The organism is Krasilnikovia sp. MM14-A1004 (assembly GCF_047159485.1).
Lineage (GTDB): Bacteria > Actinomycetota > Actinomycetes > Mycobacteriales > Micromonosporaceae > Actinoplanes.
On the sequence record NZ_AP038773.1, the window covers coordinates 2679525 to 2702279 of the forward strand.

Below are 22755 nucleotides of genomic sequence, written 5' to 3' on the forward strand. Positions count from 1 at the left end.
CAGATGTCGATCGGTTCGGTCAGCCCGGCCACGGTCTCCGCACCGCCCGGCTTCACGCCGTCCGGCACCGCACCGTCCGGCACCGCACCGTCCGGCACCGCACCGTCCGGCACCGCACCGTCCGGCACCGCACCGTCCGGCACCGCACCGGCCGACTCCACGCCCGCGGGCTCGTCGCCGGCCGACGCCCCGCCTGGCGGCCCGGAAGCACCGGCCCGGCGCGGCGAGCCCGCAGCGGACGCTGACCGGGTCGGGTCCGGCGGCGAGGCACCGCCGCACGACCCTTGGGTGACCCTCGGCACAGTCGTCGACATCTACCTGTGAGATCCCGCCGGGGGCGCGGTCTCGCGGCCCGCACGCCGACGGTCGTTCAGGTGGGGCTGCCGGTCGGCGTCAGGTGGAACAACCCGCCAGGGCCAGGGTGGCGCTGAGGCCGTTCGCCCGCCCCGGCTCGGCCGCGGGCAGCACCAGCGCCGCACAGCCCGCCTTGACCGCCCCGGCGTCGGCGGGCGTGTCGCCCACCATCAGGGTGCGCTCCGGGTCGGCGCCGAGCATCCCGCAGGCGCGCAGGAAGATCGCCGGATCGGGCTTGCAGCGGCCCACCTCGTACGACAGGACGAACGCGTCGACCAGGTCGGTGAGACCCCAGGCGGCGAAGATCGGCCGGATGTCGAAGCCGATGTTGCTGACCACGGCCACCTTGATCCCGGCGTCGTGCAGGGTGCGCAGGGTCGGCTCGGTGTCCGCGTAGGGCAGCCAGCCGTCGGGGCCGAGCAGGCGCTCGTACAGGGCGTCGGCGAGGCCCTCCACGTCGGTGCTGACCGTCTGCGCCAGGCCCGTGTACGCGGCGCGGTGGCTGTGTTCGTACAGATCCCGGTCCGCCCAGTGTTCCGCGAGGTGCGGCGGCACCCGGTGCGGCAGCGGCCCGCCGGCGCGACCCGCCATGACCAGCCGGTCGGCCAGCCCCGTGGCGCGGCCCCGGTCCAGCGGTGTCCCGCACGCGGCGGCGGCCGCGATTACCCAGGCCACCGGGTCCTCCACCTGGGCCAGGGTGCCGTGGAAGTCGAACAGGACGGCGTCGACCTGGCGCGGGGATTCCGGCGGTGGACGGGTCGGGTCGCTGGAGTCCGGCACGCCGTGCACGATACCGACCGCAGGGGACGCGCCCGCCGCCAACCGCCGCGGGTACTTGTCACACGGACGAATTAGCCTGGGGACCATGACGAGCCCCGCCGAACGGTATGCGAAGTCGAAGCGGCGGGCGGCCCGCGCGGCGCAGTTCCCCGCCCTCGACGATTTCATGCTCGATGTCGGCTTCGATCTGGACGACTTCCAGCGCCAGTCCTGCGAGGTCCTGGAGCGCGGCAGCGGCGTGCTCGTGTGCGCACCCACCGGGGCGGGCAAGACCGTGGTGGGGGAGTTCGCTGTGCACCTGGCGCTGCGTGCGGAGACCGGTGGGGCGCCCCGCAAGTGCTTCTACACCACCCCGATCAAGGCGCTGTCCAACCAGAAGTACCACGACCTGGTCGAGAAGCACGGCGCCGACAATGTCGGCCTGCTGACCGGCGACAACGCGATCAACGGCGACGCGCCAGTGGTGGTGATGACCACCGAGGTGCTGCGCAACATGCTGTATTCGGGCTCGGCCAGCCTGCGCGGGCTGGCGTACGTGGTGATGGACGAGGTGCATTACCTCGCCGACCGGTTCCGCGGCGCGGTCTGGGAAGAAGTGATCATCCACCTGCCCGCGTCGGTGACCCTGGTGTCGCTGTCGGCCACGGTGAGCAACTACGAGGAGTTCGCCGACTGGCTGGTCACGGTGCGCGGGCGGACCGAGGTGGTGGTCAGCGAGCACCGGCCGGTCCCACTGTGGCAGCACATGCTGGTCGGCAAGCGCATGTTCGACCTGTTCCACGACGCCGACGCGGCCCGCAAACACGACGTGCACCCGGAGCTGCTGCGCTACACCCGCGAGATGATGCGCCGCCTGGAGTTGGGCGAGCGGGCCGGCGGTCCGGGATACCGGGGCGGGCGGTCGCGCCGGTGGCTGCCGCCGCCGCGCGCCGAGGTGGTGGACCGGCTGGAACACGGCGGGCTGCTGCCCGCGATCCTGTTCATTTTCAGCCGCAACGGGTGCGACGCCGCGGTGCAGCAGTGCCTCGCCGCCGGATTGCGGCTGACCAGCCCGGAGGAGCGGGCCGAGATCCGCAGTATCGCCCAGGCGCGGGTCGCCACCATCCCCGGCGAGGACCTGTCCGTCCTCGGGTACTGGGAGTGGCTGGACGGGCTGGAACGCGGCATCGCGGCGCACCACGCCGGGATGCTGCCGGCCTTCAAGGAGGCGGTCGAGGAGTGTTTCGTCCGGGGCCTGGTCAAGGCGGTCTTCGCGACCGAGACGCTGGCCCTGGGCATCAACATGCCGGCCCGCTGCGTCGTGCTGGAGCGGCTGGTCAAGTTCAACGGCGAGGCGCACGTCGACCTCACGCCGGGGGAGTACACCCAGCTCACCGGGCGGGCCGGGCGGCGCGGCATCGACGTCGAGGGGCACGCGGTGGTGCTGTGGAGTCCCGAGGTGGATCCCCGGCACGTCGCGGGGCTGGCCTCGACTCGCACGTATCCGCTGCGGTCCAGTTTCCGGCCGTCGTACAACATGGCGGCCAACCTGGTGGGCACGGTCGGTGCGGAGCGGGCGCGGGAGCTGCTGGAGTCGTCGTTCGCCCAGTTCCAGGCGGACCGCTCGGTGGTGGGTCTGGCCCGGCAGGTGCAGCGCAACACCGAGATCATCGAGTCGTACGGCGCGGAGGAGACCTGCCACCACGGCGACTTCGAGGAGTACTTCGCCATCCGGGTGGCGATCGCCGAGCGGGAGCGGGCGCTGGCCCGCCAGGGCGCCTCGCAGCGGCGCGCCGCCGCGGTGTCGTCGCTGGAGCGCCTGCGGGTGGGCGACGTGATCCGGGTGCCGCAGGGCCGCCGGGCGGGGCTGGCCGTGGTGCTGGATCCGGGTACGGGCGGGTTCGGTGAGCCGCGCCCGCTGGTGCTGACCCAGGACCGCTGGGCGGGGCGGGTCAGCCCCGCCGACTTCCCCGGCGCGGTGGACGTGCTGGAGCGGATCCGGGTGCCGAAGCACTTCAACCATCGTTCCCCGGCGGCGCGCCGGGACCTGGCGTCCTCGATCAGCGCCACCGGGCTGGACCGGCACGGCGGCGGGCGGCGCAACCGGAACCGCGGCGGTGGCAACGGGGAGGACGCGGAGATCGCGCTGTTGAAGGTGCGGATGCGCCAGCACCCCTGCCACGCCTGTCCCGAGCGGGAGGACCACGCCCGGTGGGCGGAACGGCGGCACCGCCTGCAACGCGACACCGACGCGCTGCGCGCCCGGGTGGCGGGCCGGACCGGGTCGCTGGCCCGCACGTTCGACCAGGTGTGTGCGGTGCTGGCCGACCGGGGCTATCTGAGCGCCGACGGGGAGGTCACCGAGGCGGGCCGGATGCTGGCCCGGATCTGGACGGAGGCCGACCTGCTGGTCGCCGAGTGCCTGCGCAAGGGTGTCTGGGAGGGCCTGGCCCCCGAGGAACTGGCCGCCGCCGTGTCCGTGGTGCTGTACGAGTCGCGCCGCGAGGGCGACGAGCGGGCCTCGATGCCCAAGGGCCCGACCACGGCCGCGGTGGACGACTGCGTCAAGCTGTGGTCGGAGATCGAATCCGCCGAGGCCGAGCGCGGCCTGTCGCTGACCCGCGAGCCGGACCTCGGCTTCGTCTGGCCGATGTACCGCTGGGCCCGCGGCGAACCGCTGGCGAAGGTGCTTACCAGCGGCTCCAACTACGACCAGGACATGCCGGCCGGCGACTTCGTCCGGTGGGCGCGGCAGGTGCTCGACCTGCTCGGCCAGCTCAAGGACGCGTCGGGTGTGTCGCCGGCGGTCCGCGACACCGCCCGCAAGGCGATCGCCGCGGTCAACCGGGGAGTGCTGGCCCACCAGCCGACCCTGTGACAGCGCCGCACCAGCGCACGGGATCAGTGCGATGTGGACGCCGCCCCGCGGCCCGGTCCGACGTGGTCGATCCCGGTGCGATCCGGCCCTGGCGGGCGGCAGTGACGGCGGTGCATGAACGGGCGCGGCGCGCCACCCGGACCGGCGGCCCTACGCTGCGTCGATCATCGTGCGGTCCCCGTCTGCCTGCTGGGGTGAACGCTGCGGCGCGATCAGGTGCGTCAGCACGGGTGCGGTGACTCCCTTGAGCCGGGCCCGTGCCGCGCGGGCCGGGCCGAAGCGGCGCCGGACCCGGGCGAACGCCCGCGGCCCGATCTGCAGCTCGCCCGGCCCGGCGAGGTCGCACAGCCGTTTCGCGAGGTTCACCGGACGGCCCCAGACGCCGTACCCGGCGGGCGGCCAGGAGGCGGTCACGTAGATCTCGCCGGTCTCCACGCCCGCGTGCACCGACGGGCGGCCCAGCCGGGCGCCGCCCGCGGCCACCAGTTCCAGCCCGGCGGCGACCGCCCGTTCGGCCTCGTCGCCGCGCGTCGCGTGCAGGCCGAAGACGCACATGAAACCGTCACCCAGCACCTGCTGGATCTCGCCGCCGTGGCGGCGGGCGATGTCCACCAGGTCGTCCATGAGCGGCCGGACCACCTGGTAGACGATCTCCGGTTCGACGGACTCGACGAGCTGCGTGAAACCGGAGAGATCGGCGAACAGCACGGCGGCGTCCCGCCGGTGTCCCGTCGTGCGGTCGAGGTGGTGCTGCTGTCCGACATCCACGTGAAGTCAGAGTTCGGGCGATCAGCGGTGATACATCACCGGGATCAGCCTTTAGGCTGCTCCGTACGCGCTGAACGTGCACCAGTTGACGTACGCCGCCGGATCCCCGGGGTCCAGGGCGGCCCGTGCGGTGTGCAGCGCGTGCGCCAGCGTACGGCCGGCGGCCAGCTGCTCGTGCAACGCGACCATCAGCTCCACGGCGGCCACGTCCGGTACGGCGGCCACGCTGGCCACCACCCCGGCGGTGCCACGGGCCAGCAGGGAGCTGATGAACCCGACCACCTCGTCGCCCGCGTAGCTGACGTCCGCGCCGGACTGGCAGGAGGCCAGGACGAGGCGGTGCGGGGCGACCCCGCTGGTCTGCAGTTCCTGCACCGTCAGCGGCCCGTCGCTGAGCACCAGCGAGGAGAACAGCGGGTTGTCCGAGCGCAGCCAGCCGTGGCAGGCCAGGTGCACCAGGTCGGCGCCGTCGAGGCGGTGCAGCACGCGTGACGTGGTGCTGTCCGGCGGCGCGATGGTCACCGCGTCCGGGTAGCGTTCGGACAGCCGCCGCACCTCGGTGGTGGCGCCGGGCAGGTTCGGGCCCTCGACGAGCACGGTGGGGCCGAGGCCCGGGTGGGCCAGGGCCGCCTCGCGGGTGCGGGTCCACAGCGCCGCCGAGGGTGCCAGCGACACCGGCGCGTCCCACAGCGCCGACCACGGAATGCCGTGCAGGTGCCCGGCGGGCACCACCACCAGCTCGGCGTCGCCGGCCACGCCGAGCGGCGCCAGCAGCAGTTCGCGCAGCTTGGCGACCCGGACGTCGGCGCTGAGCCGGGCGGCGTCCAGCGACGAGTCGGGCAGGGCCCGGGTCATCCGGCGCAGCGCGAAGAACAGCGCCCGGACCTGCTCCAGCACGGGCGTGCTGGGCCCGAGCGCGACGAGCCTGCTGCGCCGCGGCTCCACCACGACGGCGACGATGTCGTCGTGCAGCACGGCGTACTCGACCAGGACCCGGCCGTCCAGGGCGGCGCGCAGCCGGGCGGGCCGGATCGTGGCGGTGACCTGCCGGTTATCCGTACGGCGGCGCCAGCTGGCGCGGCGGATCCGGTCCTCGATGGCCTTCTGCCGGGCCAGCAGCGGATCGCGCAACCCGACCGTACGCTCGCCGGTGGTCAGCCCTTCCAACTCGGCGTGGATGCCGCGCAGCGCCTCCAGGTCCGCCACGTCGGTGCCGCCGGGCGGCTCCACCGCCAGCAGGGCCGCCGCCCGGGTGCGTTCCATCCAGTCCAGCACCCGCGGTGGCGAGCCGCCGCGCACCATCACCGCCAGCCCGAGCTGGCCCAGCTCGGTGCCGTGCCCGGAGGCGAGCGCCCGCAGCTCGACAGAGGGCAGGGCGGTGCGGTGCCGGGCGAGGTCGCTCAAACCACGCCGGCAGTGCGCGAGCACCCCGGCGTCGTCGCCGAGCAGCGACGCGGCGGTCGCCCCGGCCACGCTGCCGCGCATGCGGACCAGTACGGGGCTGCGCCGGGCCAGCTCGACCGCGTGCCGCAGCGCCGTGACGGCCTCGCGGCGGCGGCCCAGGGCGGCGGCGATGCGCCCCGCGATGTCGTACGCGCCGACCGCATACGCCCAGGTGCCCTGGTTTTCCAGGGTGCGGCAGACCCGCCGGGCGGCGCGCAGGTCGTCGGCGGTGGCCCGGCCCGCGTCGAGCCGCGCCTGCGCGTGCACCAGGGCGGCGCGGGCCTGCCACGCGCGGCGTCCCTGCCGTTCGAAGCTGCGCGCCGCGGCGGCCGACGCCTGCTCCGCCTCCCGCGGGTCGCCGGTGAGCAGGGCCAGCTGGGCGACCCGCAGCTCCGCCTCGGCGCCCATCAGCGGCACCCCGTGCCGTTCGAACTGTTCGGCGGCGGAACGTGCGGCGGCGGTGGCCTCGGGGATGAGCCGCAGGTCCATGAGCGCGTCCGCGTACTCGACGTAGTGTTCGCCCAGGGGCAGCCCGGCGGCCTCGAAGGCGTGCGCCGCGTCCTCGAACAGCCGGACCCCGTCGGCGAGGCGGCCCGCGTGGACCGTCGCCCACGCCCGGGTCTCTGTCACCATCGCGACCAGGGCCGGCCCGACCTGCTGGGCCAGTGCTCCGGCGTCGTCGAGGCGGCGCAGCGCGTCGGGGTGGCGGCCGTACTGGGCCTCGATGATGGCGAGGTTGTTGCCCGCGATGACCCTGGTCCGGTCGGGCGTGCCGGAGCGGGACAGCAGGTCGCGGTAGGCGGCGGCGGCCGGGGCGAGCAGGCCGATGTTCTGCTGCAGGACGGCGCGCTGGAACCTCAGCTCCACGGCCCGGTCCGGCGCGACGAGGGGTTCCGCGGCGTCGAGGTCGTGCTGGGCGCTGTCGAGGCGGCCCAGCTCCTGGTTGACCGCGGCGCGGCTCATCAGTACGTCGGCCAGCACGTGCTGCAGCTTGTGCCGGCGGGCGATCCGGGCGGCCTCGTCGAGCAGCCGCCGGGCGGGGGCGGCGGCCAGCCGGGCCCGTTCCGCCCAGGCGTGCGCGCGCAGGGCGAGCGCCAGGGCCTCGGGGGGACCCGAACGGCGTACCGATCGCACGAGTTCGGCGGCGATGGGGCCAAAGCGTCGGGGATCCGCTATTACGCCCTCATGAACTCGCCTAGCGTGTATCACAAGGTCGTCTGGCGTCTCTAATTCCACCGAGGGTTCCATTCCACCGCGCGCGCGACCGCCCCGTCGCTGTGCCGATCTATCACAAAGGCCAGGAACCGCTATGAATCTGAACGATGCGCCCCTGGGTTATGCCTTCGAGGGCGACTATCCGGAATCTTACGGCTCCGAGCTGCTGCGCCTGCGTACCATCGTGGCCCAGCAGGTGGTCCGGTTGGCCGACACCCGGCCGTCCGCCGAGGGTCGACTGCTCGGCATCCTGATCGGGCGCCGGTCGAGCGACCCGGAACGCGCCCAGATCGAGGTGGCGCTGCGCCGCGACGGCGCGCCGAGCCTGCTGGCCCGCGGCGAGCTGCTGATCTCGGCGAAGGATTTCACCGCCGTCGGCGCGCTGGTGCAGGAGTACGCCGAGCGGACCGTCGGCGACCACGTACGGCTGCGCCGGTTCGCGGCCGGGCGCGCCGAGCTGGACCGGGTGATCGACGACTGCGCCGTACGCGACATCGCCGCGCACCCGAACTACATCGCCTCGATGGCCGCGGTCGGCAAGGGCGTCGGTGGCCCGGAGAACGCACCCTCGCTGGGCGACTTCGCGAACTACCGCATCCCGAACGCGCCGGCCGACGGCGGTCCGGGGCCCCGGCCGCCGGTCGCGGTGATCGACACCGGTATCGAGGAGACCGTGCGCGCCGACCACTGGCTCGGCGACGTGACGCGGAACCGGGAGAACCTGGATCTGCTCGACGTGCTGCCCCGGGGCGGGGACGGCTTCCTGGACTACGAGGCCGGGCACGGCACGTTCGTGGCCGGTGTGGTGCAGCGGGTCGCGCCGAGCGCGGACATCAAGGTGTACCGCGCGGCCGACACCGACGGTTTCGCCACCGACGACGACATCGCCGCGGCGATCGTGCAGGCGCACCGGGACGGCGCGGAGATCATCAACCTGTCGCTGGGCGGCAAGACCCTCGACGACCAGCCGCCGCTGCTCATGCAGCAGGCCGTCGAGACGGTGCACGCAGAGGCCGGCCGCGACAGCAAGGGCCGCTTCAACAAGGTGATCGTCGCGGCCGCGGGCAACTACGGCGACCGGGGGATCGTCTGGCCCGCCGCGCTCGACGGCGTCGAGGCGGTCGCCGGGCTCACCGCGTACCTGTCGCCCGCGGCCTGGTCGAGCTACGGCGCCGTGCGTTTCTCCACCGTGGGTGAGGGCATCCGCTCGGTCTACCCCGAGGGTGTCGAGTCGCCGCTGTTCGACCCGGAGCCGGACACGTTCGGCCCGGACGCGGCGGCGGTGTGGAGCGGCACCTCGTTCGCCGCACCCCAGATCGCGGGCGCGGTGGCCCGCATCGTCGCCGAGCAGAACGTCTCGCCGCGCGACGCGGTGGACCTGCTCGACGCGCGTGGCAAAGCGGTCGTCGGCTTCGGCAAGGCGATGCGAATCCTGCAGGGAATCGGTTGATGCGACCCGGCAAACGGGCCGCGACGTGACACCGGGCGGCCCGCACACCGCCGTCCACCGAGGTGACGAAGCGGGGACAAGATGGCAGACATGCTGGAGTGGGAGCTACCGGCGCTCGTCAAGGCCAGCGTCGAGCGCGACGAGGACGCGTGGAACGAGATCGTGCGCCGGTTCGCCGGCCTGGTGGCGTACGTGATCCGGCACTACCGGCTGTCGCCGGCCGACGCTCAGGACGTCAGCCAGCTGGTCTGGCTGCGCCTGGTCGAGCATCTGGGCCAGCTGCGCGAGCCGTCCGCCCTGCCCGGCTGGCTGACCACCACCACCCGGCACGAGTGCGAGCGGTACCTGCGGACCAACGGCCGCAACGTTGCCGTGGACCCGCAGACCATGCCCGCGCTGGACCGCTCCGACTCGCCGGAGGTCGACGAGCTGCTGATCGCCGCCGAACGCCGCCAGGTTTTGCTGGACGGGCTCGGGGAACTAGCACCCCAGCAGCGGGAACTGTTGCTGATGCTGACCGCGGACCCGCCGTACTCGTATCAGGAGATCAGCCGGGTGCTCGGCGTGCCGATCGGCAGTATCGGCCCGACCCGCAGCCGCGTTCTCGGCAAGCTACGCGATACGGACGCCGTCCGGGCGTACCTGGGGGAAGACGAATCCGCACACATCGGGAGGTGTCCGTGATGCCTTGGCGCAACTGGAGTGACGACGAGGAGCTGTTCCTCGACGTCCGCGACGCCCTGCATCCCGATCCGATCGAAGCTCAGGTCGTCGCGGCGGCCCACGCGGTTCGGGCCTGGCAGACCGCCGACCCGGACCGCGAACTGGCCGCCCTGCTCTACGACTCCTACGTGGACCAGACCGTGGGTGTACGCGGCCCGCAGCCCAGCGCCGCCCGCAACCTCGTGTTCGGGCGCGACGAGCTGCGGGTCGAGATCGAGCTGTCCGACGGGGGCATCGAGGGCCAGCTCATCCCGCCGGAACCGGCGACGGTACGGCTGTTCACCGTCGCCGGGCCGGTGGCCGAGACCACCGCGGACGAGGTCGGCTGCTTCACCTTCCCGGCCACCCGGCCCGGCCCGATCCGTATCGAGTGCGAGGTGGCGGGCCGCCAGGTCGCCACGGAGTGGATCAGCGTCTGAGGGCCGCCCACTCGTGATTCGCACTGAAGCCCGTGATGGCGATTACGGCACAGTGCGGGCGGTCTACGTAGTTGTCCGAATGTCGTTCATGGCCGCTGCTGTCCGAGCCTGACTCGTGTGCGGACGTTCCGCGCGTACCGAGGAAGGGACGGCAAGCGATGTCAGCGAATCTGTGGAAGCGAGTCGGCGGGCTGTTCGGGCTCGTGGCCGCCGGGGCCGTGGCAATCGCCGGGCCGGGCGGCGCCCCGAAGACGGCGGCGTCGTCGGCTCAGTGGGTGGTGTCGGATTACGGCGGCAACTACGTGCGGGGCTCGGGCGTTGTCGGGTTCACCCATCTGGGGGTCGGCCGGTTCGAGGTCCGTTTCGACCGGGACATGACCGCATGCTCGTACGTGGCGACGATCGGGGATCCGGCCAACCAACTCGTCTACTACCCGGGGCAGGTGTTCACCGCGGGCGGACACAGCAGTGCCAACGGCGTGTATGTGGAAACGAAGAACCCGGGTGGTGGTCTGAGCGACTATCCCTTCCATCTGCAGACGGCTTGCTAGCGGGGGTGGATGTCCGGGCTGTGCCGGTCGACCGGCACAGCCGGGACGACCGCGCCACGACCGGTGACGGCATGTGATCCGCGGAGACCGCAGGGCACGAGTCGGGTTGTCGCGGCCGGGGAGGGGTGCGGTCAATCCCTCCGCCAGCAGCGCGAGCACGGTCACCTCGCGGGCGGTGAGACCGATCGCCTTCGCGGATTCGACGGCGGTCGGCGGCGCGTCCGAACGCCAGGCGACAGCCGTGTGCAGATGTCGGCTCAGGCGCTCCAGCAAGGGTTGCAAGCGCAGGGCGAGCTGTCGTTCCCGCGCGTCGAAGTCGGTGCCGGACCGGCCGATCACGACGGAACGGAAGATGCCGTCCGGGCCGGAGACCGGGATCGCCAGCTGTCTGGTGGCGCCACGCAGGTCGGTGCGGGCGCGGGAGTAGACGGCGGAGTTGATCCACTCGTGGGGGTCCGCCACCTCGTTGACAGTTCGCGGGAACGGATCATGGAAGCATTGATAGTGCCGAACCAGCGGGTGTGCGGCGACGGCCGCCTCATCCCAGTCGAGGCCCTCGGCCCACGTCGGCCACAGCAACTGGCGCACGATGCCGCCGCCGGCCCGCACGTCCACCATGCCGACGAGATGGCCCGGCAGCGTGTCCACCAGTTCCGTCGCCAGGGACGGCCACAGCGAGGTGCCATCGAAGCTGTCCAGGACGCTGGCTGCGAACGCAAGCAGCCGCTCGTAGTCCTCGGTCACCAACCCGGACACATCGACCAGCATCTCCTATTTCGACCCGCGAAGCCAGCGGAGCCGCCCATCGCCGCCCGACAGCCCTACCGGCAGTGCTGGGCGCCTTCGCAGTTCTGCGAATACCGGCCGTCGTCGCGGACGGCGACCCTGGCTCCAGGACTGCTCTGCGAGATGGGAGATCGCCATGAACCGACAGCTCGTCCACCGTGCATTGGCCTGCCTGGCCGTTGCTGCCGCCCTGACCGCCGCGTCGCCCGCGTATGCGGCGGGCACGCCACATCGGTCCGCCGGCGCGCGGGTCGCTGTGCATTACGTGGTTTCCGTCAAGACCTCCGATCGGGACTGGGCCGGCACCGACGGAGACGTGTGGCTGACCATCAACGGAACGAACGGCAGCACGAGCCCGATCTATCTGGACAACGAGTCTCGCGACGACTTCGAACGCGGCAACACCGACTACTTCGACGTGTGGTGGACCGATCTCGGCACCGTCACGTCCATCGACATCTACTTCAACCCTGCCGGCGACTCGTGGGCCATGGACTGGACGAAGATTGCCTACTCCGGCAGGACCGACACCTTCCCGTACTACTACTGGGTCGTGGAGAACGGCACCACCCACATCGGTGCAGCCTGAGCAGCGTCGAGTCACCGCGTGCCCGCAGTGCTGCCGTGACCGGAGCCGTCACGGCAGCACGGGACGCGCGGCAAGGGTCAGGGATGCCCGTCGGGTGCGTGCAGGGTGATGGTCGTCCACGCGCCGACGTGCACCCGGTCGCCGTCGCCGAGCGTGCGGCTCTGCCCGGCGGTCAGCGGCGTCGCCTCGTCGTTGACGTACGTGCCGTTGGTGGAGCCCAGGTCGGAGACCAGCCAGCCGCCCTCGACGTTGACGGTCAGCAGCGCGTGGCTGTGCGAGACGCCCGGGTCCAGCGGGGCCGCGGACAGGTCGATCTCCGGGTCGGTGCCCTTCGAGCTGCTCTTGCGGCCGATCCGCGCCTGCGGGGTCGGCAGCAGGAACCGGCGTTCGGGGCAGTGCGCCGGGAACTCCACCCCCTCGATGGCGTTGGCGTCGAAGTAGGTGCGGTCCGCGGTCACCGTCGCGGCCCACTGACCCGCCGGGCGGGGCGCCGCCGCCGGGGTGTCCAGGACGGGCACCATGCCGGTGGTGTGGTCGTATCCGCAGTCCTCGCAGAAGCGCCACATCGCGGTGCGCGGCGTGCCGCAGTGCGGGCATGGGGCGCCACGCCCCGGAGCCGCGGCGGGCGCGCCTGCCGGCGGCGCGGACACGGGCGGCGCGGACACGGGCGGCGCGGAGACCGGCGGCGCGGAGACTGGCGGCGCGGAGACCGGCGGCGCGGAGGCGGGCGCGCTGACCGGTACGCCGCCGCCGATCCGCGCGCCACACGTGTCGCAGAAGTCGTCCGTGCTGGACGCGTGACCCTTCGGGCAGGTGTACGTCGTCATTGCGCCCGTCCCACCCGGACCGTCTTGGTGGAGCGGGTGTCCAGCGCCATCTCGTCCGCCGCTTCGACCTTGCGGCGCAGCCGTACCGTGCCGGTGGCCGGGTCCTCGATGTCGACCACGGTGGCCAGCAGCTCCTCGGTGGCCTTGTTGCCGCTGGCGTGGGCGAGCTGCGCGGCCCGGCCGAACTTCAGCGTGGCCGTACGGTCGTCGCCCGCCTTGCGCGCCTCCAGCCCGGCCTGGATCGCATCGGCCAGCTCCGCCTGCCCGGTGTAGTGCGCCACCTGCCGGTTGATCCGGGTGGACAGCGCGGTGTCCTCCGTCCACACCGCGCGTACCAGACACTGGGTGAGCACGTCGTCGCCCTCGACCACGGACACCCGGGCGGCCAGCATCTCGTCGCCGGCCGCGCCCGCGGTCACGTCCACGCAGATGTGGTAGTCGCGGCTCTCGGCGCCCCACGACCCGAGCGGGTAGCGGCCGGCGCGGGGCCCGTCCTCGGTCCGCTTGCCGGTCAGGTCCACGACCTCCGGCTCGACCTGCTTGACGAAACGGACCGTCGAGTTGACCGGGGTCCACACCTTGAGCTGCACGTCCGCACTGGTCTTGCCCATCGCGGCGGTCATCATCTGCTCGAACGCGGCGGTCAGGTCGGCGGGGCGGGCGACGATGTCGACAGTGCCCAGCAGCGCCGTGGCGATCTTGCGCAGCTCGGAGACCTGCCAGTTGGTCCCGACGCCCCGGCAGTCGCACTGGAATTTGCCCGCGATCTGCTGCAGCACCTGCTCCAGGTAGCCCTGGTACTCGCCGTTCTCGCCGTCGGTGAGCAGGATGGCGTGCGCGATGTCGCCGGGACGCTGGGCGAACAGCTGCGCCGCCAGGGTGAGCCAGGCGCCCATGGCCGTACCGCCGTTGGCCTGCAGGCGGTCGATCGAGCGAACCGCGTCGGCCCGGCTCTGCGGCGACGCGACCGCGAGCTGTCCGGGCGCGGGGAACAGCTGCTGCGCGGTGCTCACCCCGGCGATGATGGCGAAGTGGACGCCGTCGTCGATGCACTCGATCGCCGCCTTGGCGGCCTGCCGGGCGGCCGCCATCCGGCCCTCGGCCTGCATCGAGCCGGACGCGTCCACGATGATGATCTCGGTGGCGCCGGCGGTGCGGCGGCCACCCTCGCTGCCGGTCGACGCGACCGTCACGATCGCGTTGACCTCGGTGGCGCCCAGCGAGAGGAACTCGTTCTGGAACGCCTCGGCGGTGTAGGGCACGGGCCTCTCCTTCAGGACGCTGCGGTGGGTTCGACGGTGGGGCGGACGAGCGGATCGACGGGTACCAGGGCGACGGTGATGTTGTCCGCGCCGCCCGCCTCGTTGGCGAACGCGGTCAGCGAACGCGCCGCGGCCAGCGCCGGGTGCGGTGCACCGGCCGCAACGGCCAGGTGGGCGCGGACGGTGTCGCCGAACACCGCGGACTCGGCCAGGTAGTTCCACAGCCCGTCGCTGCACAGCACCAGGTGGCCGGGGCCGGGGGCGGTGAACCCGCCGGTGCGCGGCGTGACCGGCCCGGCGTCGGCGCCCAGCCACGCGGTGATGGCGTGCGCCTTGGGGTCGCGCCACGCGGCCTGCGGGTCGGCGCCCAGCGCGATGGCGTGGATGGCCCACGAATCGTCCTCGGACAGCGCCACGATGTCGCCCGAGGCGGGCAGCCAGTACGCGCGGCTGTCGCCGACCCAGCCGTACCCGACGTCGGCGCCGCGCACGCACACCGCCACGATCGTGCAGGCGGGATTGGAGGCGGCGCGCCGCGGATCCCCGGTACGGGCCAGCGCGGCGACCGCCGTGGCGGCCGCACTGAGCGCCGCCGAGACCCGTTCGGGCAGCGCCGCCGTCGCCTCCTCGCTGCTCAGCAGCTGGCCGGCGGTCTCGGCGGCCAGTTCGGATGCCACGTCCGGGTCGAACGAGGCGGAAACCCCGTCGCAGACCACGGCGTCGATGTCGCCTGCGGTGCCGCTGAGGTACATCGCGTCCTCGTTGCGGTGGTGCCGGCGGCCCCGGTCGGTGACCGAGGCGGCGGCACCGGCGACGGACTCCAGGTGGTCACGGGGACGACCGGCCAGCATCCCGCAGTGCCCGCAGTAGCCGTCCGCCCCGATCCCGCCGGGCGTGCCGCACGCCGGGCACGCTCGGTCGGCACCCGCACCACCGCCCACCCCGCCCGCTGCGCCGGGCCCGCCCACGCCCGTGCCGTCACCAGACCCGTCGTCACCAGGCCCGTCGTTGCCCGGCCCGGCGTTGCCCGGCCCGGCGTTGCCTCCGCCGTCGGCCCTTCTGGCGGGCAACGCCCTGCCGGCCGGGGCGGCTCCGTTGGCCGGGACGGCTTGGTGTGCCTCGGTCCGCCCGGCCAACGGAGCCGCCGCGGTCAGCGGGCGGCCGCACGCCTCGCAGAACGCGGCGCCCGCGCCGCGTTCGTCCACACAGGACGTGCATTCGATGACCGTCACCCCGGGCTCCTCCTCGGACATCACGTACGGGTCCGCGGGCGCGCCGCGTTGGCCAGGTCCACCAGGCGGATCTTCTCCGCACCGTGCGCCGCGTGCGCCATCTCGCGGTACGCGCCCTCCAGCGCGAACCGCACGTCGCGCTCCCCGGCGGAGCCGCCGGTGGACACCGCGGCGGGAACGGCGGCCCCCAGCACCGCGGCCGGTACGGCGACGCCACCGGCCAGTGCCTGCAGCGCCTGCTCCAGCAACTCGGCGCGCAGTGCGGCGAGCTGTGCCGCCTCCACCTCCAGCCGGTCGATCAGCGCCGCCGCGGCGGCCAGCGCGGCCACGTCCGTGGCGGCGGCCGGGTGCGGGCGCACCAGGGCACGGACCGCGCCGACCTGGGAGCTGCGGTACGCCGACGACGTTCCCGGCACCCGGTTGTACGCCTCCACGGCCCCGCTGCGGTCACCCGCCGCCAGCCGGCACCGGGCCAGCCCGGCCGCCGCCGTCGTGTACGCCGGGTCCGTGCGGCTCACCACGTCGTAGCGGGCCGCGGCCTCGTCCGGCTGCCCGGCCAGCTCGTACGCCAGCCCCAGCGCCAGTTTGGGCGCCAGCTCACCGGGCAGGCCTGAGTAGACCGCGTCGAACTGGGCCACCGCCCGGGCGTGGTCGCCGCTGGCCAGCGCCAGCACCCCGTCGTACCAGGCGAGCCGCCAGTCCGCGGCGGCGCCCGCCGCGATGGTGTCGCGCATCCGGCGCGCGTCGGCGAACGCGTCGGGGCCGGTACCGGCCACGCCGAGGTCGATGAGTGCCCGCATCGCGCGCAGTTGCACCTCGATGGTGTTCTCGGGGGCCTTGCCGAGCAGCGTGAGGACCTCCTGCGGGTCGGTCACGGTGACCGACGCGAGGAAGGCGGCCGCCGGGTCGGCGAGGTCGATCAGCGGGGCGGGCAGGAACCGCCAGTTCGGCTCGTCGTCGCGCATGTCGGTACGCAACTCGCCGGTGAACAGCCGCGACGGCGCCGGGTGTGGCTGGCCGTCGGCGGCGAGAACCTCGCGGAGCACGCCGAGCAGCTGCTCGCTCATCTCGGCGGCGTCGACGAACCGTTCCGCCGGGTCGGTGCGGGTGGCCCGCTGCAGCAGCCGGTAGTACGACTCGAAACGCCGGTACACCGCGAACTCCTGGCGGTCCGGCAGGCTGTCGGCGTACGTGCTCTGGTAGCCGCGGAAGTCCGTGGTGAGCACCGCGAGGGTGCGCCCGATCGTGTACAGGTCCGACTGGATGGACGGCCCGGCGGTGGCCATCTCGGGCGCCTGGTAGCCGACCGTGCCGTAGATGGCGGAGTCCAGGTCGTCGACGCGCACGACGCCGCCGAGGTCGATGAGTTTGACCTGATCGCCGGTCTGGATGACGTTGTCGGGCTTGAAGTCGCAGAAGATCAGGCCGCGGTCGTGCAGGTAGCCGAACGCGGGCATGATCTCCAGCACGTACGCGAGGGCCTGCTCCAGCGGCAGTGGGTCGGGGTTGCCCGCGTTGGCGGTCATCCGGGACTTGAGGATGCTCTTGAGCGAGTCGCCGCCGACGTACTCCATGACGATGTAGCCGGCGCCGTCGTGCTCGACGAAGTTGTAGATCTTGACGATGTTCGGGTGTTCCACCTCGGCCAGGAAGCGCCGCTCGGCGACCGCCGCGGCCAGCGCGTCCTCGTCGCCGGAGTTGAGCAGGCCCTTGAGCACCACCCACCGGTCGGAGACGTTCTTGTCCACGGCCAGGTAGATCCAGCCCAGGCCGCCGTGCGCCAGCGGGCCGACCACCTCGTACTGGCCGCCGACCAGGTCGCCCTTGGACAGCTTCGGGGTGAAGTCGAACGGTTCGCCGCAGGACGGGCAGAACCCGGCCGTACGCCCGGGCCGGTCGCCGCGGGCCCGGCCGACCGGCTTGCCGCACTTGGCGCAGTACCGCTTGTCCTCGGGCACCTGCGCGACCGCCATCACCGCGGTGGACGGATCCCGCTGGGGCAGCGGGGCGACGTCGACCAGGCCGCCGCCGAAGCGGCGCCGCCGGCTGCCGCTGGTGCTGCCGCTGCGGCCCGACCCACCGGTACGGGTGGACAACGACACTGCGCCCGTGCGCACCGACGGCGCGGTGGCGGTGCGCTGCGCGGGCGGTGCCGCGTTGCTCACGGCGGTCGTGGCCGGGGCGGTGGCGGGCGGGGCCATGCCGCAGGTGTCGCAGTAGCCGTCCTGGATCGTCCCGGTGCAGTCGCGTGGGCACGTCATAGCTGGCCATCCCTGGTGTGCGTGGCGGTGAGCGCGGTGAGGGCGTTCTGGTACGCGGTGACCGCCGTGCGCGCGGCATCGAGGTCGCACGGCGCGGTCCACAGTGCCGCCCGGGCCGCGTCGACCAGCGGGGTCAGCGTGGCGTCCTCGGCGATGCCGCGCCGCGCCGCCTTGGCCTGGTACGCCTCGAACCGTCCGCGCAGCTCGTTGCGGGTGCCCAGCAGGCCGGAGTTGCGCTCGGCCGCGTCGCGCAGCGCGGCCAGCCGCTGCCGGGCGTGGCGGGTCCAGTCGGCCAGCCGCCCGCTCAGCAGTGACCAGTGCCCGGCCGCGGCCAGCGCGTCGATCGCCGCCAGGTCGGCTCCCGGGTCGGCGTCCGCGCCGCCGATCGTGGCGATGTCGGCGTCCGCGAACCGGCCGGACACCGCTTCCGCGGCGGCCTGCGCGGCCCGTGCGGCCCCGGACAGTTCCCCGGCGAGGGTGTGCGCGTCGGCGAGTCGCCGGGTCAGGGCCTCGCGCAGCTCCACCGCGGAGGTGCGTTCGGCGTCGGCACGGTCGATCAGCGCCCGGACCGCGGCGAGGCCGTTCTCGTCGCAGCCCAGCGGATCTGTGGCGAGCACGGCGGTGACCTCGCCGAGCCGCCGGTCGGCCTCGTCGAGGGTGGTGGACGCGGTGGGCCCGGTCAGCGCCCGGACCTGGTCCAGGGCGGCGGCGAGTTCGGCGGCGCGGGGCAGCAGCCGCTGCCACACGTCCCCGGCGCGGGTCGCGACGTCCACCACGGTCGCGAACGCCGCCTCCATCGCGGCCAGCAGCTCCGCCGGGGTGCAGGTCGTGCTGACCTGCCCGGCGCCGAGCAGCCCGCGCTGGGCCAGCGGCACCGTGGCGGTCGACAGCGTGATCGAGCGGCCCAGCACCTGTTCCACGTACGCGGCCTTCTCTGCATCGCCGAACCGGCGCGCGTCGCGGGCCGCGCGGGCGCTCGTGGTCAGCGCGGTGAGCAGGCCGTAGCCGTCCCACAGCTGGGTCAGGGCGGTGGTGGCGTCGGCCCACGCGGCGGCGGTGGTGCCGGTGAGCCGGGTGCCGTCCAGCTCCTTGCGGGCGGTGTTGTCGTCGAGGTCCACCAGGTTGGCGGCGACGGCGGTGGCGGCGGCCTCCAGGCGCCGCAGTTCGGTGTCGGCGCGGGCCAGCAGTTCGGCGGGGGGTGCGGTCATCGCCGGTTCAGTCCCGGTACTCGGCGGCGGGCGGCTGCGGCGCCGGGCCGAACCGGCCGAGCCACCGGTCGTACGTGCGCTTCCACGTGCCGTTGGCCCGGTTGCGTTCCAGCACCGCGTTGACGAACCGGGTGAACTCGGGATGTTGCTGCGACATGGCCAGCCCGTACGGCTCCTGTGTGAACTTGTCGCCGACCACGTGCGCGTACGGGTCCTGGGCGGCCAGCCCGGCGAGGATCGTGTCGTCCGTACTGATCGCGTCGACCTCGTTCTGCTGGAACGCGACCAGGCAATCGCCGAAGCTGGCGCGCCCCACCGCGACCGGCTTGGAGGGCGCCTTCGCGATGTTGTCCAGCGAGGTCGAGCCGTTGGGGGCGCAGACCCGCTTGCCGCCGAGGTCGCCGATGCCCTTGGCCGCCGACGAGGTGGAGACCAGCACCTTCTGCCCGGCGTCGTAGTAGACGGTGGAGAAGTTCACCCGCTTCCAGCGCGCGCAGTTGATCGTCATCGTGTACGCGACCAGGTCCACGGTGCCGTCGGCGGCGTCGTCCACCCGCTTCTCGTTCGGGATGACCTTGATCGTCAGCTTGTCCGGATCTCCGAAGATCGCCTCGGCGATCTGGTGGCCCATGTCGACGTCGAAGCCCTCGACCGCGCCGGTGAACGGGTTGCGGGAGCTGAACAGCAGGGTGTCCTGGCTGGTGCCGAGCACCAGCCGGCCCTTCTTCTGGATCTGCGCCATGTAGCTGCCGGCCGGCATGTGGCCCGGCTGCGGCAGGCCGCCGCTGGGCCGCAGGCTGCGCCGGGGCTGGCAGGAGGTGTCCGCGGGAGCGTGCGCGGACGGTGCGGCGGTGGTGGCCTTCGCCGCCGGTGCCGCATGCGGTGGTGTGTCCGCGGTGCACCCCGCGAGGGCCGCCACGGCGCACAGGACGGCCGCGGTGAGCGCGGCGCGGGCACGGGTCGGGCGGGTCACCGGTACTCCTCCAGTCGGGCGCGGATGCCGACGACGGCCAGGGCGCAGCCGAGCAGGGCCAGCAGGGGACCCAGCACGGTGAGCACGCCCAGGCCGCGCCCGGCCGTACCGATCTCGTGGGTGAACGCCGCCTTGCGGTCGTCCATGGCGGCGCCGATCGCGTCGGTCGCCGCGCCGAAGGTGCCGGAGGTGGCGTCCCCGATCGCCAGGTCGACGGCGGCGTCGTAGGCGCCGCCGTCGTCCAGCGCGCGCACCTTGCGGTGCGCCACGGCGTAGTCGCTCAGCCGCTGGGTCGCGTCGCCCACCGACGAGGCGGCCGGGCCGTTCAGGTCGACGGCCAGCTTGTCGAGCAGGTCGTGCACCTGCCGGTCGGCCGCGTCGAAGTCGTCCTCGTACGCGCCCTTGCCGCTGCGCGCCGCCAGGGTCAGCGCCTCGTCGCCGCGCGTGCGCAGCGCGAGGATGCGTGCCTCGGCCAGCCGGGCGACCGGGGCCGACCCGTCGGTGTCCGCGGCGCGAAGGCTCGCCCGCTGGTGGGTCAGCAGGCCGCCCGCGCCCAGCGCCAGCACGGCGGTGACCACGGTCGCAGCGACCAGCGGCAGGTTGAACGTCCGGTGGGTGGTGCGGCTCAGGTACCGCTGGGCCAGCAGCAGCGCCAGCAGCAGCGCGGCCAGCAGCAGCACCAGCAGGGTCACCCAGACGGGGCTGCGGGCGTCGTCGTATCCGGCGCCGACCTCGTCCTGGGCGGCGCGGAACAGCGTCTGCGCCTGCGGCAGGAGGGTGTCGCGGTTGAGGGTGGAGGCGGCCGACAGGTACGCCGAGCCGACCGGCAGGCCCTGACGGTTGTTGGCGCGGGCCGTGGCGACCAGCGCGGTGTACCGGGCGACGCCGGTGGCCAGCTCGTGCACCGCGTCGGCGGCGGCGCCGCCCGCGGGTGCGCGCCGGGCGGCCGAGGCCAGCGCGTCCGTGGCCCGGCGCAGGTCGTCGTCGTAGCGGGCGGTCAGCGCGGTGGGTTCCAGCCCGCCCGCGAGGAACGCCTGCGCGGCCGTGGTGTCCGCGTCGGCCAGCGCCGAGTAGATCGTCTCGGCCTCGATGAGCAGCGGCTGGGCGCGGCCGCCGAGGTCGGCGGTGCCGGTCTGCGCGGCACGCGCGGCCAGCCCGCTGACCAGCCCGGTGAGCAGGCCGAGGGTGAGCAGCGCGGCGAGGATCAGTTGCAGGCGGCCGGGGGAGGTGTGGCGCAGGGCGCCGACGCGGCGCAGGACCCGGCCGGCACGGCTGCCGGTGGGCGGCGTGACGTCCGGCGTGGCCCTCGGCCGGTCGAGCTGGGCGGTGGGCAAGCTTCCTCCGTCGATGCCGTTCGTGTACGACCCGTCACCCTGACACTGTGCGGCACCGCCGCAACAGATGATCTTCGCGGACGGCCGGCCGAATCCGGGGTGGGCGCCGAGTCTACGGACACCGACACGCGCCCGGCGGGACGGTCCCACCGGGCGCGTCGTTGCCCGCTCGGGTCAGCTCAGCTGGCGCTTGAGCAGCTTGCCCGTGGCCGTCATGGGCAGAGAGTCCACGAACGTGACGATGCGCGGGTACTTGTACGCCGCCATCTGCTCCTTGGCCCAGGCGACCAGTTCGTCCTCGGTGACCGTGGTGTCCGCCGTGCGGATGACGTACGCCTTGACTTCCTCGCCGTGCTGGGGGTGCGGCACACCGATGACCGCGGCCAGCGAGACGCCCTCGTGCGTCATGAGGACCTCCTCGATCTCGCGCGGGTACACGTTGAAACCGCCGCGGATGATCATGTCCTTGGCGCGGTCGACGATGTAGTAGAAGCCGTCCTTGTCCCGGCGCGCCAAATCACCCGTACGGAACCAGCCGTTGTTCATCACCTCGGCGGTGGCCTCGGGCCGGTTGTAGTAGCCGCGCATGATGTTGTGGCCGCGGATGGCGATCTCGCCGACCTCGTCGGCGCCCTCGACGGTGTTCCAGTTCTCGTCGATGAGCTTGAGTTCGACGCCCCAGATCGGGATGCCGATGGATCCGGGGCGCGGCTCCCGGTCGGGGTCGGAGAACGTGGCCACCGGCGAGGTCTCGGACAGGCCGTAGCCCTCCAGGATCTGCACGCCGAGCCGTTCCTTCACCTGCTTGATGATCTCGACCGGCAGGCTGGAGCCGCCGGACACGGCGATCCGCAGGTTACGGGCGATCCGCTCGACGTCCACATCGTCGGTGAGCGCGTTGAGCAGCCCCCAGTACATCGTGGGCACGCCCGCGAAGTAGGTGATCTCCTCCTGCTCGAAGATCTTCACGGCGGCGGAGGCCTCGAACCGGGGCAGCAGCACCAGGGTGGCCGCCACCGCGAAGCCGCCGTTCATCTGGACCGTCGAGCCGAACGAGTGGAACAGCGGCAGCACCAGCAGGTGGGTGTCGGTGCCCGGCTTGCTCTGGAACAGCCGGTTGCAGGTCAGCGCGTTCACCAGCAGGTTCGAGTGGGTCAGCTCGGCGCCCTTGGCCTGCCCGGTGGTGCCGCTGGTGTACAGGATGACCGCCGGATCGGTCTCGGCGGCCAGCACGGTCTCGAAGGTGGGCGACTGCCCGGCGACGGCGGCGCCCAGCGTCTCGGCGCCCTCGATCGGCGACGCGGCGGCCGGGTCGGCGGTGACGAGGAAGAAATGCTCGCAGCCCGGCACCTCGCCGAACCCGGCGTGCCCCTCGGCGCCCATCGCCAGCTCGGCCGTGCCCTCGAAACAGAAGTACGCCCTGGCCTCGCTGTCGGTCAGGTGGTACGCGACCTCCCGCGCCTTGAGCAGCACGTTCAGCGGCACCACCACGGCGCCCGCCTTGAGGATCCCGTAGTAGATCACCGGGAAGTACGGCAGGTTCGGGCAGGACAGCGCCACCTTGTCGCCCGGTCGGATGCCGCGCGAGACGAGGAGATTCGCCACCTGGTTGGCCGCCGCGTCGACCTGTGCGTACGTCAGGCGTTGCGGGCCCAGCACGACCGCGGCCCGGTCGGGGTAGTGGCGGGCGCTGTCCTCCAGCAGGACGGAGAGGTTGAGCATT

Annotated in this window: 19 protein-coding genes; 7 read left to right on the top strand and 12 right to left on the bottom strand. The window is 73.2% G+C overall.

What is annotated here, in order from left to right; translation table 11 throughout:
• The first annotated feature begins 3 nt into the window (after positions 1-3).
• Positions 4-324, top strand: a complete 321-nt coding sequence (locus tag ACMCNN_RS12250) for a hypothetical protein (RefSeq protein WP_412746307.1) — start codon at positions 4-6, stop codon at positions 322-324.
• A 69-nt stretch (positions 325-393) separates the two neighbouring features.
• On the opposite strand, the gene ACMCNN_RS12255 is transcribed toward ACMCNN_RS12250, so the two are convergent.
• Positions 394-1143 carry an HAD family hydrolase gene (locus tag ACMCNN_RS12255; protein WP_412746308.1) on the bottom strand — a complete coding sequence of 250 codons (750 nt, stop codon included), beginning with the start codon at positions 1141-1143 and terminating at the stop codon, positions 394-396.
• A gap of 76 nt (positions 1144-1219) precedes the next feature.
• On the opposite strand from ACMCNN_RS12255, the gene ACMCNN_RS12260 reads away from it, so the two are divergent.
• Positions 1220-3991, top strand: a complete 2772-nt coding sequence (locus tag ACMCNN_RS12260; RefSeq protein WP_412746309.1) for a DEAD/DEAH box helicase — start codon at positions 1220-1222, stop codon at positions 3989-3991.
• Between the two features lie 150 nt (positions 3992-4141).
• Here the strand turns inward: ACMCNN_RS12260 and ACMCNN_RS12265 are convergent, their stop codons facing one another.
• Both ACMCNN_RS12265 and ACMCNN_RS12270 read right to left on the bottom strand, forming a co-directional pair.
• The gene (locus ACMCNN_RS12265; RefSeq protein WP_412746310.1) at positions 4142-4759 is read right to left on the bottom strand and encodes an adenylate/guanylate cyclase domain-containing protein; all 618 of its coding nucleotides are present in this window, start codon (positions 4757-4759) and stop codon (positions 4142-4144) included.
• A 51-nt stretch (positions 4760-4810) separates the two neighbouring features.
• On the bottom strand, positions 4811-7336 hold the full coding sequence (locus ACMCNN_RS12270) for a CHAT domain-containing protein (RefSeq protein ID WP_412746311.1): 2526 nt from the start codon (positions 7334-7336) through the stop codon (positions 4811-4813).
• Between the two features lie 175 nt (positions 7337-7511).
• Between ACMCNN_RS12270 and ACMCNN_RS12275 the strand changes: the two genes are divergently transcribed.
• The 3 genes from ACMCNN_RS12275 (at position 7512) to ACMCNN_RS12285 (ending at position 10009) form a co-directional block, all read left to right on the top strand.
• A complete protein-coding gene (locus ACMCNN_RS12275; RefSeq protein ID WP_412746312.1) occupies positions 7512-8867 on the top strand; it encodes a S8 family peptidase in 1356 nt (451 codons plus the stop codon).
• A 90-nt stretch (positions 8868-8957) separates the two neighbouring features.
• On the top strand, positions 8958-9551 hold the full coding sequence (locus tag ACMCNN_RS12280) for an RNA polymerase sigma factor (RefSeq protein WP_412746313.1): 594 nt from the start codon (positions 8958-8960) through the stop codon (positions 9549-9551).
• Positions 9551-10009, top strand: coding sequence for a carboxypeptidase-like regulatory domain-containing protein (locus tag ACMCNN_RS12285; RefSeq protein WP_412746314.1), 459 nt, complete (start codon positions 9551-9553; stop codon positions 10007-10009). The genes ACMCNN_RS12280 and ACMCNN_RS12285 overlap by 1 nt, the downstream gene beginning before the upstream one ends.
• Positions 10010-10170: 161 nt before the next feature.
• On the opposite strand, the gene ACMCNN_RS12290 is transcribed toward ACMCNN_RS12285, so the two are convergent.
• Entirely contained in the window at positions 10171-11328 is a 1158-nt protein-coding gene (locus ACMCNN_RS12290; protein WP_412746315.1) for a hypothetical protein, read from the bottom strand.
• Positions 11329-11482: 154 nt separating this feature from the next.
• Here ACMCNN_RS12290 and ACMCNN_RS12295 point away from each other — a divergent pair, with 154 nt between their 5' ends.
• Positions 11483-11935, top strand: coding sequence for a PLAT/LH2 domain-containing protein (locus tag ACMCNN_RS12295; protein ID WP_412746316.1), 453 nt, complete (start codon positions 11483-11485; stop codon positions 11933-11935).
• 77 nt (positions 11936-12012) lie between these two features.
• Here the strand turns inward: ACMCNN_RS12295 and ACMCNN_RS12300 are convergent, their stop codons facing one another.
• Complete coding sequence (locus tag ACMCNN_RS12300) at positions 12013-12456, bottom strand: FHA domain-containing protein (RefSeq protein ID WP_412746317.1); 444 nt, start codon at positions 12454-12456, stop codon at positions 12013-12015.
• On the opposite strand from ACMCNN_RS12300, the gene ACMCNN_RS12305 reads away from it, so the two are divergent.
• Complete coding sequence (locus ACMCNN_RS12305) at positions 12455-12736, top strand: hypothetical protein (protein WP_412746318.1); 282 nt, start codon at positions 12455-12457, stop codon at positions 12734-12736. The genes ACMCNN_RS12300 and ACMCNN_RS12305 overlap by 2 nt on opposite strands.
• A 22-nt stretch (positions 12737-12758) precedes the next feature.
• On the opposite strand, the gene ACMCNN_RS12310 is transcribed toward ACMCNN_RS12305, so the two are convergent.
• The 7 genes from ACMCNN_RS12310 to ACMCNN_RS12340 all read right to left on the bottom strand — a co-directional run bounded on the left by ACMCNN_RS12310 (position 12759) and on the right by ACMCNN_RS12340 (position 22754).
• Positions 12759-14024: a vWA domain-containing protein gene (locus ACMCNN_RS12310; RefSeq protein ID WP_130507740.1), complete on the bottom strand. Its 1266-nt coding sequence runs from the start codon at positions 14022-14024 to the stop codon at positions 12759-12761.
• Positions 14025-14035: 11 nt separating this feature from the next.
• A complete protein-coding gene (locus ACMCNN_RS12315; RefSeq protein ID WP_412746319.1) occupies positions 14036-15256 on the bottom strand; it encodes a PP2C family protein-serine/threonine phosphatase in 1221 nt (406 codons plus the stop codon).
• 20 nt (positions 15257-15276) lie between these two features.
• Positions 15277-17517 (bottom strand): tetratricopeptide repeat protein, encoded by a 2241-nt coding sequence (locus ACMCNN_RS12320; protein ID WP_412746320.1) that lies wholly within the window; start codon positions 17515-17517, stop codon positions 15277-15279.
• Complete coding sequence (locus tag ACMCNN_RS12325) at positions 17514-18725, bottom strand: hypothetical protein (protein ID WP_412746321.1); 1212 nt, start codon at positions 18723-18725, stop codon at positions 17514-17516. The genes ACMCNN_RS12320 and ACMCNN_RS12325 overlap by 4 nt, the downstream gene beginning before the upstream one ends.
• Positions 18726-18732: 7 nt before the next feature.
• Positions 18733-19698 carry a glutamate ABC transporter substrate-binding protein gene (locus tag ACMCNN_RS12330; protein ID WP_412746322.1) on the bottom strand — a complete coding sequence of 322 codons (966 nt, stop codon included), beginning with the start codon at positions 19696-19698 and terminating at the stop codon, positions 18733-18735.
• Positions 19695-21032 (bottom strand): hypothetical protein, encoded by a 1338-nt coding sequence (locus ACMCNN_RS12335; RefSeq protein WP_412746323.1) that lies wholly within the window; start codon positions 21030-21032, stop codon positions 19695-19697. The genes ACMCNN_RS12330 and ACMCNN_RS12335 overlap by 4 nt, the downstream gene beginning before the upstream one ends.
• Positions 21033-21206: 174 nt before the next feature.
• Positions 21207-22754: a long-chain-fatty-acid--CoA ligase gene (locus ACMCNN_RS12340; protein WP_412746324.1), complete on the bottom strand. Its 1548-nt coding sequence runs from the start codon at positions 22752-22754 to the stop codon at positions 21207-21209.
• Between the last annotated feature and the right edge of the window lies 1 nt (position 22755).

Excerpts from the sequence above, each read along its gene's own strand:
- ACMCNN_RS12325 (WP_412746321.1), bottom strand. The coding sequence starts at position 18,725 with ATGACCGCACCCCCCGCCGAACTGCTGGCCCGCGCCGACACCGAACTG.
- ACMCNN_RS12250 (WP_412746307.1), top strand. The coding sequence starts at position 4 with ATGTCGATCGGTTCGGTCAGCCCGGCCACGGTCTCCGCACCGCCCGGC.
- ACMCNN_RS12300 (WP_412746317.1), bottom strand. The coding sequence starts at position 12,456 with ATGGTGCCCGTCCTGGACACCCCGGCGGCGGCGCCCCGCCCGGCGGGT.
- ACMCNN_RS12280 (WP_412746313.1), top strand. The coding sequence starts at position 8,958 with ATGCTGGAGTGGGAGCTACCGGCGCTCGTCAAGGCCAGCGTCGAGCGC.
- ACMCNN_RS12260 (WP_412746309.1), top strand. The coding sequence starts at position 1,220 with ATGACGAGCCCCGCCGAACGGTATGCGAAGTCGAAGCGGCGGGCGGCC.
- ACMCNN_RS12285 (WP_412746314.1), top strand. The coding sequence starts at position 9,551 with ATGCCTTGGCGCAACTGGAGTGACGACGAGGAGCTGTTCCTCGACGTC.
- ACMCNN_RS12320 (WP_412746320.1), bottom strand. The coding sequence starts at position 17,517 with ATGACGTGCCCACGCGACTGCACCGGGACGATCCAGGACGGCTACTGC.
- ACMCNN_RS12275 (WP_412746312.1), top strand. The coding sequence starts at position 7,512 with ATGAATCTGAACGATGCGCCCCTGGGTTATGCCTTCGAGGGCGACTAT.
- ACMCNN_RS12305 (WP_412746318.1), top strand. The coding sequence starts at position 12,455 with ATGCCGGTGGTGTGGTCGTATCCGCAGTCCTCGCAGAAGCGCCACATC.
- ACMCNN_RS12290 (WP_412746315.1), bottom strand. The coding sequence starts at position 11,328 with ATGCTGGTCGATGTGTCCGGGTTGGTGACCGAGGACTACGAGCGGCTG.
- ACMCNN_RS12295 (WP_412746316.1), top strand. The coding sequence starts at position 11,483 with ATGAACCGACAGCTCGTCCACCGTGCATTGGCCTGCCTGGCCGTTGCT.
- ACMCNN_RS12340 (WP_412746324.1), bottom strand. The coding sequence starts at position 22,754 with ATGCTCAACCTCTCCGTCCTGCTGGAGGACAGCGCCCGCCACTACCCC.